The organism is Streptomyces sp. (assembly GCF_019510245.1).
GTDB lineage: Bacteria > Actinomycetota > Actinomycetes > Streptomycetales > Streptomycetaceae > Streptomyces.
In genome coordinates this window covers 16,040-31,037 of sequence record NZ_JAEKKT010000148.1, presented here as the reverse complement: position 1 = coordinate 31,037, position 14,998 = coordinate 16,040, and the positions used below count along the sequence as shown (strand labels likewise).

15 protein-coding genes are annotated in these 14,998 nt (G+C 71.4%); 3 read left to right on the top strand and 12 right to left on the bottom strand.

Going from position 1 to position 14,998, the window contains the following annotated elements; all coding sequences use genetic code 11:
• Nucleotides 1-49: 49 nt before the first annotated feature.
• The 11 genes from yajC to pgsA form a co-directional block, all read right to left on the bottom strand.
• Nucleotides 50-583: a preprotein translocase subunit YajC gene (yajC, locus tag JF597_RS26525; RefSeq protein WP_293999664.1), complete on the bottom strand. Its 534-nt coding sequence runs from the start codon at nt 581-583 to the stop codon at nt 50-52.
• Nucleotides 584-1,024: 441 nt separating this feature from the next.
• Entirely contained in the window at nt 1,025-2,098 is a 1,074-nt protein-coding gene (gene ruvB, locus JF597_RS26520; RefSeq protein ID WP_293999661.1) for a Holliday junction branch migration DNA helicase RuvB, read from the bottom strand.
• Nucleotides 2,099-2,125: 27 nt separating this feature from the next.
• Nucleotides 2,126-2,734 carry a Holliday junction branch migration protein RuvA gene (gene ruvA, locus JF597_RS26515; RefSeq protein ID WP_293999658.1) on the bottom strand — a complete coding sequence of 203 codons (609 nt, stop codon included), beginning with the start codon at nt 2,732-2,734 and terminating at the stop codon, nt 2,126-2,128.
• Nucleotides 2,731-3,270 (bottom strand): crossover junction endodeoxyribonuclease RuvC, encoded by a 540-nt coding sequence (gene ruvC, locus JF597_RS26510; RefSeq protein ID WP_293999656.1) that lies wholly within the window; start codon nt 3,268-3,270, stop codon nt 2,731-2,733. The genes ruvA and ruvC overlap by 4 nt, the downstream gene beginning before the upstream one ends.
• A 202-nt stretch (nt 3,271-3,472) precedes the next feature.
• On the bottom strand, nt 3,473-4,225 hold the full coding sequence (locus JF597_RS26505; RefSeq protein ID WP_133025988.1) for a YebC/PmpR family DNA-binding transcriptional regulator: 753 nt from the start codon (nt 4,223-4,225) through the stop codon (nt 3,473-3,475).
• Between the two features lie 51 nt (nt 4,226-4,276).
• Nucleotides 4,277-4,882 (bottom strand): pyridoxal 5'-phosphate synthase glutaminase subunit PdxT, encoded by a 606-nt coding sequence (pdxT, locus tag JF597_RS26500; RefSeq protein ID WP_293999651.1) that lies wholly within the window; start codon nt 4,880-4,882, stop codon nt 4,277-4,279.
• A gap of 20 nt (nt 4,883-4,902) precedes the next feature.
• Nucleotides 4,903-5,808: a pyridoxal 5'-phosphate synthase lyase subunit PdxS gene (pdxS, locus tag JF597_RS26495; RefSeq protein ID WP_181801787.1), complete on the bottom strand. Its 906-nt coding sequence runs from the start codon at nt 5,806-5,808 to the stop codon at nt 4,903-4,905.
• Nucleotides 5,809-5,912: 104 nt separating this feature from the next.
• Nucleotides 5,913-6,464, bottom strand: a complete 552-nt coding sequence (locus JF597_RS26490; RefSeq protein ID WP_293999640.1) for a hypothetical protein — start codon at nt 6,462-6,464, stop codon at nt 5,913-5,915.
• A 151-nt stretch (nt 6,465-6,615) separates the two neighbouring features.
• A complete protein-coding gene (locus JF597_RS26485; RefSeq protein ID WP_293999637.1) occupies nt 6,616-7,776 on the bottom strand; it encodes a glycosyltransferase family 4 protein in 1,161 nt (386 codons plus the stop codon).
• Nucleotides 7,773-8,681 carry a phosphatidylinositol mannoside acyltransferase gene (locus JF597_RS26480; RefSeq protein ID WP_293999634.1) on the bottom strand — a complete coding sequence of 303 codons (909 nt, stop codon included), beginning with the start codon at nt 8,679-8,681 and terminating at the stop codon, nt 7,773-7,775. Before JF597_RS26480 ends, JF597_RS26485 begins: the two co-directional genes overlap by 4 nt.
• Nucleotides 8,678-9,355: a phosphatidylinositol phosphate synthase gene (gene pgsA, locus JF597_RS26475; protein ID WP_293999631.1), complete on the bottom strand. Its 678-nt coding sequence runs from the start codon at nt 9,353-9,355 to the stop codon at nt 8,678-8,680. Before pgsA ends, JF597_RS26480 begins: the two co-directional genes overlap by 4 nt.
• Nucleotides 9,356-9,635: 280 nt before the next feature.
• Between pgsA and JF597_RS26470 the strand changes: the two genes are divergently transcribed.
• Together JF597_RS26470 and JF597_RS26465 are read left to right on the top strand one after the other, a co-directional pair.
• Entirely contained in the window at nt 9,636-11,834 is a 2,199-nt protein-coding gene (locus JF597_RS26470; RefSeq protein WP_293999628.1) for an elongation factor G-like protein EF-G2, read from the top strand.
• Nucleotides 11,835-11,986: 152 nt separating this feature from the next.
• The gene (locus JF597_RS26465; protein ID WP_293999625.1) at nt 11,987-13,630 is read left to right on the top strand and encodes a hypothetical protein; all 1,644 of its coding nucleotides are present in this window, start codon (nt 11,987-11,989) and stop codon (nt 13,628-13,630) included.
• Nucleotides 13,631-13,702: 72 nt separating this feature from the next.
• On the opposite strand, the gene JF597_RS26460 is transcribed toward JF597_RS26465, so the two are convergent.
• The gene (locus JF597_RS26460) at nt 13,703-14,266 is read right to left on the bottom strand and encodes an HIT domain-containing protein (RefSeq protein ID WP_293999623.1); all 564 of its coding nucleotides are present in this window, start codon (nt 14,264-14,266) and stop codon (nt 13,703-13,705) included.
• 67 nt (nt 14,267-14,333) lie between these two features.
• On the opposite strand from JF597_RS26460, the gene JF597_RS26455 reads away from it, so the two are divergent.
• Nucleotides 14,334-14,993, top strand: coding sequence for a potassium channel family protein (locus tag JF597_RS26455; RefSeq protein ID WP_293999620.1), 660 nt, complete (start codon nt 14,334-14,336; stop codon nt 14,991-14,993).
• Nucleotides 14,994-14,998 lie beyond the last annotated feature (5 nt).

Here is a 14,998-nt window from a genome sequence, read left to right as displayed (position 1 = left end):
CGGGGTGCGAGGTGCGCGTGGGATGTACGCACCGCTCCCCGGGACACGGCTACTTCGCGTCGGAGTCGCCGTCGGTCTTCTTCGGCTCTTCGTCAGCCTTCGCCTCGGCGGTCGCGGACTCGGCCGGCCCGTCGGTCTTGTTCTCCGCGTCCGCGGCCTTGTCCCCTGCGGCGTCCTTCTTCCCGAGGTCGACGGGCTTGTCGTCGGAGGCGGCGGCAGCGTCGGCAGGCTCGTCGTCGGTCTCGGTGAGGGAGGAGGCGTCGTCCGGGACGACGTCGGCGTCGGACTTCAGGTCGTGCTCGATACCGTGCACGATGCGGTTGTACTCGTCGTCCGTGAGGATGGCGCCGATCGCGTTCTTCGCGAAGAGGAGCTCGACACCCGGGCCGGCGTCGAGGAGGACCGTGTCCTCGTTGACTTCCTTGACCGTCGCGTACATGCCCCCGATGGTGCGGACCCCGTTGCCGGGCTGGATCTCGTTCCGCATCTGCGTGGCCTGCTGCTGGCGCTTCCGGGTGGAACGCGTCATCAGGAACATGGCCGCGATGAGGACGATGAACACGAGAAGAGGCAAGCTATTCACGGGACGGAATTTCCTTCGCGCAGCCGCGGCGGTGAGCGGCCTGGATGATGGGGGTGTGGTCGGCGCCGCCCGCATAGGCGGCATCGGCGGAGTCTAAGCGAGTCCGCGCGCATGGAACAACGCTCAGCATGGCACCTGGGTTCCTGGGCCCGCCAATGCCCCGCCGTCACGAAGCGATCACGTCTGCGGCGGGAACCTGGTCGGCGGGCGGCCGACCGTCCGGGCGGCGCGGGCCCGGGTCCGGGGCCGGTCCCGGGATACGACGGGCACGAGGCGTTCTCATCGGCAATGGTTCGGGAACCGGAGGTACACGAGGCCAGGTCCCGGAACCGGGGCGGATCGGGCCCCGGACCCGCGCGGGTCCGGGCACCGGGTTCCGGGGCGGTGGGCCGGTTCTCGCAGCGCCGCGGCCCGGAGGTCCGCGGCCCCGCCGGGTCGGTGTCAGGTGCCGAACAGGTCCTGCTGGCCGGTTCCGCCCGCCGCGCCGCGCGGGGCGGTCAGGCCCAGGTGGGCCCAGGCCGCGGGGGTGGCCACGCGGCCGCGCGGGGTGCGGGCCAGCAGGCCCTCGCGGACCAGGAAGGGTTCGGCGACCTCCTCGACCGTCTCGCGCTCCTCCCCCACCGCGACGGCGAGGGTGGACAGGCCGACCGGCCCGCCGCCGAACAGCTTGAGCAGGGCCTCCAGGACCGCGCGGTCCAGCCGGTCCAGGCCGCGCTCGTCCACCTCGTAGACGGCGAGCGCCGCGTGCGCGATCTCACGGGTGATCAGTCCGTCCGCCTTGACCTGCGCGTAGTCGCGGACCCGGCGCAGCAGCCGGTTGGCGATGCGCGGCGTGCCGCGCGAGCGGCCGGCGATCTCGGCGGCGCCGGCCGGGTCGATCCCGACGTCCAGCAGGTTGGCCGAGCGGTGCACCACCCGCTCCAGCTCGCGCGGCTCGTAGAACTCCATGTGCGCGGTGAAGCCGAACCGGTCGCGCAGCGGAGGCGGCAGCAGCCCCGCGCGGGTGGTGGCGCCGACCAGCGTGAACGGGGGCAGCTCCAGGGGGATGGCGGTGGCGCCCGGCCCCTTGCCGACGATGACGTCGACGCGGAAGTCCTCCATCGCCATGTACAGCATCTCCTCGGCGGGCCGCGACATGCGGTGGATCTCGTCGAGGAAGAGGACCTCGCCCTCCTGGAGGGAGGAGAGGATCGCGGCCAGGTCGCCGGCGTGCTGGATGGCGGGGCCCGAGGTGATGCGGATCGGGGCGCCCATCTCGGCCGCGATGATCATGGAGAGGGTGGTCTTGCCCAGGCCGGGGGCGCCGGAGAGCAGCACGTGGTCGGCGGTGGCGCCACGCGCGCGTGCGGCGCGCAGCACCAGGTCGAGCTGTTCGCGGACCTTCTCCTGGCCGATGAACTCGCCCAGGTCCTTGGGGCGCAGGGCGGCCTCGACGGCCTGGTCCTCACGGTCGGCGACGGCGCCCACCAGCCGCTCGCCGTCGGCGCCGGTGTCGGTCGTGTCGTCCCAGTTCATAAGTGATGTGCCTCAGCGGTGGTGGGGTCAGCGGGCGCGGTTGAGGGTCTGCAGGGCCGCCTTGAGCAGCGGGCCGACCTGGGGGTTGCCCCCGGCGGCCTCGGCCTGCGGGGCCACGGCGGTGACGGCCTCCTCGGCCTCCCGGGTCGCGTACCCCAGGCCGATCAGGGCGGCGTGCAGCTGGTCGCGCCAGCCCTGGGTGACCGGGGCGCCGATCGCGGGGGCGGATCCCAGGGGTTCGCCGAGGCGGTCCTTCAGCTCCAGCAGCAGCTTCTGCGCGCCCTTCTTGCCGATGCCGGGGACGGCGATCAGCGCCTTCTCGTCACCCGTGGCGACCGCGCGGCGCAGCGCGTCCGGGCTGTGCACGGCGAGCATGGCCTGGGCGAGCCGCGGGCCGACCCCGCTCGCCGTCTGGAGCAGCTCGAAGACCTGGCGCTCGTCGTCGTCCACGAAGCCGTAGAGGGTGAGCGAGTCCTCGCGTACGACCAGGGAGGTGGCGAGCCTGGCGGGCTGGCCCGTGCGCAGTCCGGACAGCGTGTTGGGGGTGCACTGGACGGCGATGCCGATCCCGCCCACCTCGACGACGGCCGAGTCCGGGGCGAGGGCGGCGACCGGGCCGCTGACGAACGCGATCATGCCGTACGGCCTTTCGTTGCGTTGGCTGCATGCAGGGCGACGGCCTGCTGGAGTCGGTTCTGCGCGGGGGCGCGCCAGATGTGGCAGATGGCGAGTGCGAGGGCGTCGGCGGCGTCCGCGGGCTTGGGCGGGGCGCCGAGCCTGAGCAGCCGGGTGACCATGGCGCCGACCTGGGCCTTGTCGGCGCGCCCGGAGCCGGTGACGGCGGCCTTGACCTCGCTGGGGGTGTGCAGGGCGACCGGGATGCCCCGGCGGGCGGCGCACAGCATGGCGACGGCGCTGGCCTGGGCGGTGCCCATCACGGTCCGTACGTTGTGCTGGCTGAACACCCGCTCCACGGCGACGAACTCGGGCCGGTGCTCGTCCAGCCACCGCTCGATGCCCTGCTCGATGGCGACGAGGCGATGGCCGAGCTCAGCGTCCGCGGGTGTCCGTACGACCCCCACGCCGACCATGGTGAGCGGCCGCCCGGCGACACCCTCGACGACGCCGACACCACACCGCGTCAGCCCGGGGTCCACCCCCAGTACGCGCACCGCGCCCCTCCCCTCTTTGCGGCTGAGCCGCCGCCGCTCTCGCGGACCTGGCTGAGCGCCGTCGTGGTTCCTCAATTGATGGTTGCGGTCCATGGACGGTGATCGACGGATGGTGCCAGGCTAGTCGCTACCACCGACAACGGCGGCGGGCCGGTGGGACGTGTCCCACCGGCCCGCCGAGTCCGCTCAGCCCGAGGCTGCGCTACGCGTCGACCTTCTCCATGACCTCGTCGCTGACGTCGAAGTTGGCGAAGACGTTCTGCACGTCGTCGCTGTCCTCGAGGGCGTCGATCAGCTTGAAGATCTTCTTGGCGCCCTCCTCGTCCAGCTCGACCTGCATGGTCGGGACGAAGTTGGCCTCGGCGGAGTCGTAGTCGATCCCGGAGTCCTGGAGGGCGGTGCGGACGGCGACCAGGTCGGTGGCCTCGCTCAGCACCTCGAAGGACTCACCGAGGTCGTTGACCTCCTCGGCGCCCGCGTCCAGGACCGCGCCGAGCACGTCGTCCTCGCTCAGCTCGCCCTTGGGGACGATCACGACGCCCTTGCGGTTGAAGAGGTACGACACCGAGCCCGGGTCGGCCATCGAACCGCCGTTGCGGGTCATGGCGACGCGGACGTCGGAGGCGGCGCGGTTGCGGTTGTCCGTGAGGCACTCGATGAGCACCGCGACGCCGTTCGGGCCGTAGCCCTCGTACATGATCGTCTCGTAGTCGGCGCCACCGGCCTCGAGGCCACCGCCGCGCTTGACCGCGGAGTCGATGTTCTTGTTCGGGACCGACTGCTTCTTCGCCTTCTGGATGGCGTCGTAGAGAGTCGGGTTGCCCTCGATGTCGACCCCGCCCATGCGGGCCGCGACCTCGATGTTCTTGATGAGCTTCGCGAAGAGCTTGCCGCGCTTGGCGTCGATCACGGCCTTCTTGTGCTTCGTCGTAGCCCATTTAGAGTGGCCGGACATCTGCCTGTCTCCTTCGCGTAACCCATCCAACAACGAACGCCAGAGATCCTACTAGGACTCCGTCGCCCGGTTCGCGTGCACCATGTCGACGAACAGGGCGTGCACACGGTGGTCGCCGGTCAGTTCCGGGTGGAACGAGGTGGCGAGCACGTTGCCCTGGCGGACCGCGACGATGTGGCCGTCGTGCTCGGCGAGCACCTCTGCCCCGGCGCCGACCGACTCGACCCAGGGAGCGCGGATGAACACGCCCTCTACAGGATCGCCGTCGATCCCGCGGACGTCGACCGCCGCCTCGAACGACTCGTTCTGCCGCCCGAAGGCGTTGCGGCGCACGATCATGTCGATGCCGCCGATCGTCTCCTGGCCCGAGCGCGGGTCGAGGATCTTGTCGGCGAGCATGATCATGCCGGCGCAGGTGCCGTAGACGGGCATTCCGTCGCGCACACGCGCGCGGAGGGGCTCCATCACGCCGAACAGGACGGCCAGCTTGGAGATGGTGGTGGACTCGCCGCCGGGGATGACGAGGCCGTCCACCTCGGCGAGTTCCTCGGGGCGCCTGACCGGCCTGGCCACGGCGTCGGCCGCGGCCAGGGCGATGAGGTGCTCCCGTACGTCGCCCTGGAGGGCCAGGACGCCTATGACAGGTGCGTCGGTCATGTCTGCGAAACCCTCTGGCCTTACCAGCCGCGGTTGGCGTAGCGCTCGGCCTCGGGGAGGGTGTCGCAGTTGATGCCGACCATGGCCTCGCCGAGGTTGCGGGACGCGTCCGCGATGATCTTGGGGTCGTCGTAGAAGGTGGTCGCCTTGACGATGGCGGCGGCGCGCTTGGCCGGGTCGCCGGACTTGAAGATGCCGGAGCCGACGAAGACGCCCTCGGCGCCGAGCTGACGCATCAGGGCCGCGTCGGCGGGGGTGGCGACGCCGCCGGCGGAGAACAGCACGACCGGCAGCTTCCCGAGCTCGGCGACCTCCTTGACCAGCTCGTAGGGGGCGCGCAGTTCCTTGGCGGCGGCGTACAGCTCGTTGTTGTCGCAGCCGCGCAGCTTGGCGATCTCGCCCTTGATCTGGCGCAGGTGGCGGACGGCCTCGACGACGTTGCCGGTGCCGGCCTCGCCCTTGGAGCGGATCATGGCCGCGCCCTCGGCGATCCGGCGCAGGGCCTCGCCGAGGTTGGTCGCGCCGCAGACGAAGGGGGTGGTGAAGGCCCACTTGTCGGAGTGGTTGACCTCGTCGGCCGGGGTGAGGACCTCGGACTCGTCGATGTAGTCGACGCCGAGCGACTGCAGGACCTGGGCCTCGACGAAGTGGCCGATCCGGGACTTGGCCATCACCGGGATCGACACGGCCTCGATGATGCCCTCGATCATGTCCGGGTCGGACATCCGGGCCACCCCGCCGTCCTTGCGGATGTCGGCCGGGACCCGCTCCAGGGCCATGACGGCGACGGCGCCCGCGTCCTCGGCGATCTTCGCCTGCTCCGGCGTGACGACGTCCATGATCACGCCGCCCTTGAGCTGTTCGGCCATGCCGCGCTTCACACGGGCGGTGCCGGTCTCGGGGGTCTGGTTCTCACTGGTGGACACGGGTGACCTCACTCGCTGAAAGAGGGTTTCTGCAAACACCGAGGAAACGCGAGTGGACCAGTCCACAGCAAGGGCCAATGGGAAGGCGGTGGATCGTTTTCCGGTCAGGCCGTGCGGTCCACCAGGGCGGCAGGCGGTTCGTCGTCCATCTCGAAGGCCAGCGGGAAGGGGGCGTGCCCGGCCAGCCGGAACCAGCGGACCTTGCGGTGTTCGCGCAGCCGGCGGGCCGCGCCGACGGCGTCGTTGTGGAAACGGCGGGCCATCGGGACCCGGCGTACGGCCTCGGCCAGCTCGCTCGCGGCGGCGTCGCCGCCGGGGGCCTGGCGGACCTCCTCGACCTGCTGCGGGTGCTCGAAGACGGCCCGCAGGGCCTGGCTCAGCTCGCTCTCCGCGACCTCCCGCTGCTCCTCCTCGGCCTGCCGGGCCGCGTGCGCGGCCTCGTACAGCACGATCGAGGAGGCGGGATCCAGCACCCCGGAGGTCGCCAGCTCCTGTGCCACCGAGGCGCGCCGCAGCAACTGGGCGTCGAGGGCGGCACGGGCCGCGTCGATACGCGAGTGCAGCCGGTCGAGCCGGCCTGCGGTCCAGCTCAGGTACAGGCCGACCACCACGAGGGCGGCAAGGATCCAGAGAGTCCAGACGAGGGAAGCGCTCACGGGCGGAACGCTATAGCAGACGCCCACGACAGCGCCCCGTCAGGGGCGCTGGGGGCACCCCCGGCCGAAGGCTGGGGGGGCGCGCCAAGCCACGACGGCGCCGCACACTACGGACGGCAGACGACACATCGCGGCGCTTCCAGCGGAGCGCCTAGTCCCGCGCCAGCCCGAACCGCGCCCGCAGCCCCGACCGCTCGTCCGCCGCCACCGCCGCCGCCCCCGCCGTCACCGTCTCGTAGACGGACAGGATGTCCGCGCCGACCGTCGCCCAGTCGAACCGGCGCACGTGGACGCTTCCCCGTTCCCGCAGCTCGGCCCGGCGCTCGGGGTCCGAAAGGAGCCGTACCGCCGCTTCCGCCAGCGCGTCCGCGTCCTCGTTGGCGAAGAGCTCACCCGCCGCGCCCTGGTCCAGGACCTGGGCGAAGGCGTCGAGGTCGGAGGCGAGGACCGGGGCGCCCGCGGACAGGGCTTCCACCAGGATTATCCCGAAGCTCTCGCCGCCCGTGTTCGGGGCGATGTACAGGTCGAGGCTGCGCAGGAAGCGGGCCTTGTCCTCGTCACTGATCATGCCGAGGAACTCGACACGGGAGCGCAGCTCGGCGGGCAGGGACTCGACCGCGGCCTCCTCGTCGCCCCGGCCGGCCACCAGGAGCCGGGCCCCCGGGCGGGCGGCGAGGATCTTGGGCAGGGCCTTCATCAGCACCGGGAGGCCCTTGCGGGGCTCGTCGATGCGGCCGATGAAGCCGATGGTGTCCCCCTGCCACTCGGGGCGCGGCTCGGCCCTGGCGAAGAAGTCGACGTCGACGCCGTTGGGGATCACGACGGCGTCGCCGCCGAGGTGCTCGACCAGGGTGCGGCGGGCGTACTCGCTGACGGCGATCCGGGCGCTGATCTTCTCCAGGGCCGCCTGGAGGATCGAGTACGCGGCGATCATCGCGCGGGAGCGCGGGTTGGAGGTGTGGAAGGTCGCCACCATCGGACCCTGCGCCGCCCAGCAGGTCAGCAGGCCGAGGGACGGGGAGATCGGCTCGTGGATGTGGACCACGTCGAACGCGCCGTCGTGCAGCCAGCGGCGCACCCGCGCGGCGGACAGGAAGCCGAAGTTGAGGCGGGCCACCGAGCCGTTGTACGGCACCGGGACCGCGCGGCCGGCCGAGACGACGTAGGGCGGGAGCGGAGTGTCGTCGTCGGCGGGGGCGAGGACGGAGACCTCGTGGCCCAGGCGGATGAAGTACTCGGCGAGGTCGCGGATGTGGAACTGGACGCCACCCGGGACGTCCCAGGAGTAGGGGCAGACGATGCCGATCCTCACGACGGTCCCTTCGCGGGGTCGAGGTCGGCGAGCCACAAGCGCTGGAGCATGTGCCAGTCCTCCGGATGGTCGGCGATCCCGGTGGCGAAGGCGTCGGCCAGCGCCTGTGTCATGACAGACGTCCTCGACGCCTTGTCACCTGACTCGGGTACCTCGATCGGGGCGTGCACCCGGCCCTTCATGACGGGGGTGTCGTCGTACCAGAGCGTCACGGGCAGCAGGAGCGCGCCGGTCTGCTGGGCCAGCAGGGCGGGCCCGGCGGGCATCCGCGCGGTGTCGCCGAAGAAGCCGACCTCGATGCCGGAGGCGGACAGGTCACGGTCGGCGACCAGGCAGACCAGGCCGCCGTCGCGCAGCCTGCGGGCCAGGGTGCCGAAGGCGGTGCCGCCGCTGTGCGGGAGGACCTCCATGCCGAGGCCCTGGCGGTAGGCGACGAAACGGTCGTACAGGGTCTCCGGCTTGAGCCGCTCGGCGACCGTCGTGAACGGGGTCTCCAGCTCGGTGGTGACCCAGGCGCCGGCCAGGTCCCAGTTGGCCAGGTGCGGCAGCGCGAGGATCACACCACGGCCGGAGGCGAGGCCGTCGGTGAGGTGGTGGACGTCCTTGGGGACGAAGCCGGTGCGGATCCGCTCCTCGCTCCAGGACGGCAGCCGGAAGGACTCCATCCAGTAGCGCAGGTACGAGCGCATGCCCGCCCGGGAGAGCTCGCGCAGTCGCTCGGGGCTCGCGTCGGGCCGCACGCGCGCGTAGTTCGACTCGAGCCGCTGGACGCCCTTGCCGCGCTGCTTCCAGGCGAGGTCCGCGATGGAGTCGCCGAGGCGCACGGCGACCGGTTCGGGAAGCTTCTTGACGGTGCTCCAGCCGAGACCGTACAGGGAGTCGGTGAGCCGGTCGGCGGCGGTCACTGGGAGGCCTCGCTCCCGTGCGAGGCCTTCTCCCGCTCGGCCGCCGCCTCCGCCTCGGCGGACTCCCGGCGGACCGTGACGACCCGCTGGACCAGGGTGACCAGGCTGCCCCCGGCGACGATCCACAAGGCGATCGGCAGCAGGATCTGGATGTGCGGGACCCCGAACTTGTGGAAGCCGGCCAGACCGGCCGCCACCAGGGAGATCACCAGGCGCTCGGCGCGCTCCACCAGACCGTTGACGGCCACCGGCAGCCCGATCGACTCGCCGCGCGCTTTGGTGTACGACACCACCTGGCCGCTGGCCAGGCAGAAGATGGATACGGCGCACAGGACGTTGTTGTCGCCGTTGCCGGCGTACCAGAGGGCGAAGCCGCCGAAGATCGCGCCGTCGGCGACCCGGTCCAGGGTGGAGTCCAGGAAGGCGCCCCAGCGGCTGGTGCGGCCCAGCTGGCGGGCCATGTTGCCGTCCACCAGGTCCGAGAAGACGAACAGCGTGATCACGATCGTGCCCCAGAAGAACTCGCCCCGGGGGAAGAAGACCAGCGCGCCCGCGACCACTCCGGCCGTGCCGAGGAGCGTGACCGTGTCCGGGCTCACGCCCCGGCGGATGAGAAACGCGGCGAACGGTGTGAGGACACGCGTGAAGAATGCACGCGCGTACTTGTTCAGCATGGCCTTCCCGACGGTCGTTGCGCCGTGCGGCCCCTGCTGGCCACCCCGGCTGGCCCATCGTAGCCACGCGCGCGTGTGTGCGACGGGTGGGCACTCTCAGGAGGCACCGGCGGCCCGTCGCCAGGGGTCCCGCGGGCACGATCACGTCCTTCGTATGGACGCACCGTGACGGGAGTGGAAAGCTCGAATAACCGCGGGCGTCATCGGAGCCGCCACCGCACGCGGCCCGGCATGCTCGCCCGCGCCCACAGAGACCTCACCGTGCACGGGAGGCATAACCATGGGCGACAAGGTCAAGGAACACCCCGGAGCCGCCGGCAGGGCAAGGGCGGCCGACCACCCCGCGTCTGTACGGAATGTGGTGCTGGTCGGCCACTCCGGATCGGGCAAGACCACCTTGGTGGAGGCGCTCGCGCTGACCGCGGGAGCGGTGAACCGCGCGGGCCGCGTGGAGGACGGCGGGACCGTCTCGGACTACGACGACATCGAGCACCGGCAGCAGCGCTCCGTACAGCTGTCGCTGGTACCGGTCGACTGGAACGGAATCAAGATCAACATCCTGGACACCCCGGGATACGCCGACTTCGTCGGTGAGCTGAGGGCCGGTCTGCGCGCGGCGGACGCGGCCCTCTTCGTCGTCTCGGCCTCGGACGGGGTGGACGGCTCGACCCGGATGGTGTGGGAGGAGTGCGCGGCCGTCGGGATGCCGCGGGCGATCGTCGTCACGCACCTGGAGGCCGCCCGCGCGGACTTCCAGGAGATGACCCGGGTGTGCGCCGAGGCGTTCGGCGCCGACGACCCGGACGCCGTGCTCCCCCTCTACCTGCCGCTGCACGGCCCGCAGGGCCCGGACGGGCACGCGCCCGTGACCGGTCTGGTCGGGCTGCTCACGCAGAAGCTGTTCGACTACTCCACCGGGGAGCGCAAGGAGTCCGAGCCGGGCCCCGACCAGCTGCCGGACATCGAGGACGCCCGCAACCGGCTCATCGAGGGGATCATCGCGGAGAGCGAGGACGAGACCCTCATGGACCGCTATCTGGGCGGCGAGCAGATCGACCTCAAGACGCTGATCGAGGACCTGGAGCGGGCCGTGGCCCGCGGGGCCTTCTTCCCGGTCCTGGCCGCCGCACCGGCCGCCGACGGCGCCCGCCAGGGCCTCGGCACGGTCGAGCTCCTGGAGCTGGTCACCGGCGGCTTCCCGACGCCGTTCGAGCACCCCACGCCCGGGGTCACCACCGTCGACGGCACACCGCGCGAGATCAAGCCGTGCGACACCGGTGGCCCGCTGGTCGCCGAGGTGGTGAAGACCGCCTCCGACCCGTACGTCGGCCGGGTCTCGCTGGTGCGGGTCTTCTCCGGCACCCTGCGCCCCGACGAGACGGTGCACGTCTCCGGGCACGGGCTGGCCGACCGCGGCCACGAGGACCACGACGTCGACGAGAAGATCGGCGCCCTGTCCACGCCGTTCGGCAAACAGCAGCGGCCGGTCACCCACGTCATCGCCGGTGACCTGGCCTGCGTCGCGAAACTCGGCCGCGCGGAGACCGGGGACACCCTCTCGGCCAGGGACGACCCGCTGCTCATGGAGCCGTGGGAGATGCCCGACCCGCTGCTGCCGCTCGCCATCGAGGCGCACAGCAAGGCCGACGAGGACAAGCTCTCGCAGGGTCTCGCCCGGCTGGTCGCCGAGGACCCGACCATGCGGCTCGAACAGAACCAGGACACCCACCAGGTGGTGCTGTGGTGCCTGGGCGAGGCGCACGCGGACGTGGCCCTGGAGCGGCTGCGCAGCCGCTACGGCGTCCAGGTCGACGTCGTACCGCACAAGGTGTCCCTCCGGGAGACGTTCGCCGGCAAGTCCGCCGGGCGCGGCCGGCACGTCAAGCAGTCCGGTGGGCACGGGCAGTTCGCGATCTGCGAGATCGAGGTGGAACCCCTGCCGGGCGGCTCCGGCATCGAGTTCGTCGACAAGGTGGTCGGCGGCGCGGTGCCCCGGCAGTTCATCCCGTCGGTCGAGAAGGGCATCAGGGCCCAGGCCGCCAAGGGGGTCGCCGCCGGCTACCAGCTGGTCGACGTGCGGGTCACCCTGCTCGACGGCAAGGCGCACTCGGTGGACTCCTCCGACGCGGCCTTCCAGACGGCGGGCGCACTGGCCCTGCGGGAGGCGGCCGCGGACGCGAAGATCCATCTCCTCGAACCGGTCGCCGAGGTGTCCGTGCTGGTCGGCGACGACTACGTGGGCGCGGTGATGAGCGACCTGTCCGGGCGGCGCGGCCGGGTGCTCGGCACCGAGCAGACCAGCGGCGGGCGCACCCTCGTCAAGGCCGAGGTACCGGAGTTCGAGATCGGCCGGTACGCGGTCGACCTGCGCTCGCTGTCGCACGGCACGGCGCGTTTCAGCCGCTCGTACGCCCGGCACGAGCCGATGCCCCCGCAGATCGCCGAGAAGATCCGCCAACAGGCCAAAGAACCCTCCTGACCGGTGTCACAGCACGTGTTCGGCGGGCGGCTTCGGCCGTCCGCCGACGGTTGTCGGTGGCTGGGGATACCCTGAGTACTTGATCAACAGGTGTGCGGAGTACGGAAGTCGGGAAGGCCGCAGGAGCGGGACGGCGGCAAGTGGGGGCGGGAATGAGCTTCGAGGACTTCTTCGGGCCACAGGTGCCCAGGCCGGGCGGTGAGGCACAGGCACCGACCTATGCCCTGGCCTCGGCGGCCTACCGGGACACGCCGATGGAGGAGATCAAGAAGGCCGACAACGAGTGGCACCAGTCCGAGGTCAAGGAGGGCCGCAGGTGGGCCAAGATATTCCGGCCCAACTTCGGTGAGGCGTACTCCCAGGCGGTCATCGACCGCATGCTGGGGGTCGGCCGCAAACCCCTCGTCCAGTCCTTCGGCAGCGAACCCCAGGTGGTCGTCGAGCACTGCCTGGCCGCCAACCGCATCCGCCGGGAACGCGACACACGGCTCACCGCCGTCATGTCCGTGTTCGGTGTGCTCTTCCTGCCCGGACTGCTGGTCTGGCTGGGCGTCTTCCAGCTCCGGGCCACCATGCTGAAGGCGGACAACAAGCGGGTCTCCGGGTTCGGCAGCGCCCTGCTGGCCGCCGTCGGCGTCCTCGCGATCGTCTTCCTGATCCGGATGCCCCTCGCCGGCTTCTGGGGCTGGTACGCACGCGGCTGCATCGTGCTCCCGGTCGTCGGCTGGTACCTCGCCAAGCGGCTCTGCGAGCGCACCGCGAGGGATCTGCGCGAGGCCTGGGACGGCCTGCTCTCCGGCGGCAGCGTCGGCGCGAAGGTCCCCGAGGCGGTGCCGACCAGCCCCGACCAGGCCGCCGCCGAGCAGCTGCGCCAGTCCCTGGCCCGGCTCAGCGCCGAGCAGCAGTCCAACTCGGTCTTCTACGCAGGCCCCAAGGGCATACTCGGCATGGGCACCCGCTGGGGATCCTGGCACCTCGCCGAGGAGCTGGTCCCGCTCGATCCGGTCAAGGGGGTCCACGAGTTCCGCGCCTGGACGGTGGTCCGGGAGATCGAGAAGGAGCTGAGCGTGCTGCACCGGCAGCACCTCAAGACCGGCGGCTTCCCGACACCTCAGGTCAAGCACTGGATCGTCACCCATGTCGGCGAGGGCGCCAAGGAGGTCTCCAGGCCCGAGGGGACCGACTACCAGGTGGGACCCGCCGACGTGGAGCGGATCTGCAACAACAACCACTTCGGCAAGGGCGAACGGCACTACCTGGGCGTGCAGTGGCCGCACCTGTGGGACGGCGGCCTGATCATCACGATGATGACCACCGTCACCGTGCTGAAGGAGACCCTGCGGATCGAGGTCACCGGCCACGCCCTCGGTCCGGTCAACGGCCTGTTCAGCGGCAAGCCGGAAGCCCCCACCAAGACGGTCGCCAAGACCGTCCGGTTCTGGGAGACCCGGACCGTCAAGCTGCCCCTGGTCACCCCGGACGAGGTGGTGCGGCTCGCCGCCCGGGCGGCGATCAGCTGGTATCCGCCGCTGCTGAAGTGGCTCGGCGGTTCCATAGGCCTGCCCGAGCCTTTCGGCCTCCGGCACGCCTGGGCCGACCAGCCCTGGAAGCACCGCTTCATGGCCGACGACGCGCTGCGCGCGGCCACGCCGGTGCTCCGGGCGGTGCACCGGGCCGCGTTCACCGTGCTGAAGGATCACGACGTCAACATGGACAAGTTCAACGCGCGGGCGGGAGCGCTCAGCGGGGCGGTCCAGGAGGCGTCACCGAAGAAGGCCGACACCTACGACGCGTGAGCCTCCGGCGGTCCGGCCTGAACGGCCGCGCCCTCGATCTCCACCAGAGGGGGCACCCCCCGGACGGGCTGCTCAGTGTGCCGACGGCCAGGCCTCGGCCAGCATCTTCCGGGTGTCCGCCAGCAGCTGCGGCAGCACCCGCGTGTGGCCCACCACCGGCATGAAGTTCGTGTCGCCGCCCCAGCGCGGGACGATGTGCTGGTGCAGGTGGGCCGCGATGCCTGCGCCCGCCACCGTGCCCTGGTTCATGCCGATGTTGAAGCCGTGGGCGCCGGACGCCGTGCGCAGCGCGGTCATCGCCTGCTTGGTCAGCTCGGCCAGTTCGACCGTCTCCGGGCCGGTCAGGTCCGTGTAGTCGGCGACATGGCGGTACGGGACCGTCATCAGGTGACCGCCGTTGTACGGGTAGAGGTTGAGCACCGCGTAGACGTGCTCACCGCGCCGGACGATCAGCCCGTCCTCGTCGGACTTGGCCGGGATGGAGCAGAAGGGGCAGCCGTCATCGGCCCCAGGACCGGTCGGCTTGTTCTCGCCCTGGATGTAGGCCATCCGGTGGGGCGTCCACAGGCGCTGGAACGCGTCCTGCGTCCCCACTCCGATCTGCTGCTCCGGCTCACTCGTCATGCTACGCAGCATATGGCTTCGCCCGTTCGCGGCGTGTCGCCGGGGCAGGAGGAAAGCCCCCGGCGGCGAAGCTGGAGGGATGCACGACGACAGCCGGCTGAACCGCTGGGACCGCAGGACCGACCTGCCGCTCGGCGTCGCGTCGCTGGTCTTCCTCGGCTCGTACGCGGTGCATGTGCTGGAGCCGGGCCTGCCGGCGGCCGCGCACGCCCTCTTCCTGTCGCTGATGTACACGGCCTGGGCGATGTTCGCCGTCGACTACGCGGTGCGCTGGCGGCTGAGCGGCGAGGGGCGGGGGTTCGTACGGCGGCACTGGCTGGACACGCTCGTCCTGGTGCTGCCCCTGCTGCGGCCGCTGCGGGTCGTGCGGACCTACGAGTCGATCCAGCGCCGGCGCGGGGAACCCCGGCTCCCGCTGCACGCGCGCGTGGCGCTCTACTCGACGCTGTCGATCTCACTGCTGGGGTTCTCCGGCGCCCTCGCCGTCTACCAGGTCGAACGCTCGGCCCCGAACGCCAGTATCCGCACCTTCGGCGACTCCCTCTGGTGGACCTGCTCGACCCTCTCCACGGTCGGTTACGGCGACTACGTCCCGGTGACCACCCTGGGCCGGTTCATCGCCGCGGGGCTGATGGCCTGCGGTCTGGCGTTGCTGGGCACGGTCACAGGGTCCTTCTCGTCCTGGATGCTGCAGCGGTTCTCGAGGAGCGAGGACGAGAGAAGGCCCCCGGAGAACTGATCTCC

Excerpts from the sequence above, each read along its gene's own strand:
- JF597_RS26505 (WP_133025988.1), bottom strand. The coding sequence starts at position 4,225 with ATGTCCGGCCACTCTAAATGGGCTACGACGAAGCACAAGAAGGCCGTG.
- ruvA (WP_293999658.1), bottom strand. The coding sequence starts at position 2,734 with ATGATCGCGTTCGTCAGCGGCCCGGTCGCCGCCCTCGCCCCGGACTCG.
- JF597_RS26455 (WP_293999620.1), top strand. The coding sequence starts at position 14,334 with ATGCACGACGACAGCCGGCTGAACCGCTGGGACCGCAGGACCGACCTG.
- pdxT (WP_293999651.1), bottom strand. The coding sequence starts at position 4,882 with ATGACCGACGCACCTGTCATAGGCGTCCTGGCCCTCCAGGGCGACGTA.
- ruvB (WP_293999661.1), bottom strand. The coding sequence starts at position 2,098 with ATGAACTGGGACGACACGACCGACACCGGCGCCGACGGCGAGCGGCTG.
- JF597_RS26470 (WP_293999628.1), top strand. The coding sequence starts at position 9,636 with ATGGGCGACAAGGTCAAGGAACACCCCGGAGCCGCCGGCAGGGCAAGG.
- JF597_RS26460 (WP_293999623.1), bottom strand. The coding sequence starts at position 14,266 with ATGCTGCGTAGCATGACGAGTGAGCCGGAGCAGCAGATCGGAGTGGGG.
- JF597_RS26465 (WP_293999625.1), top strand. The coding sequence starts at position 11,987 with ATGAGCTTCGAGGACTTCTTCGGGCCACAGGTGCCCAGGCCGGGCGGT.
- pgsA (WP_293999631.1), bottom strand. The coding sequence starts at position 9,355 with ATGCTGAACAAGTACGCGCGTGCATTCTTCACGCGTGTCCTCACACCG.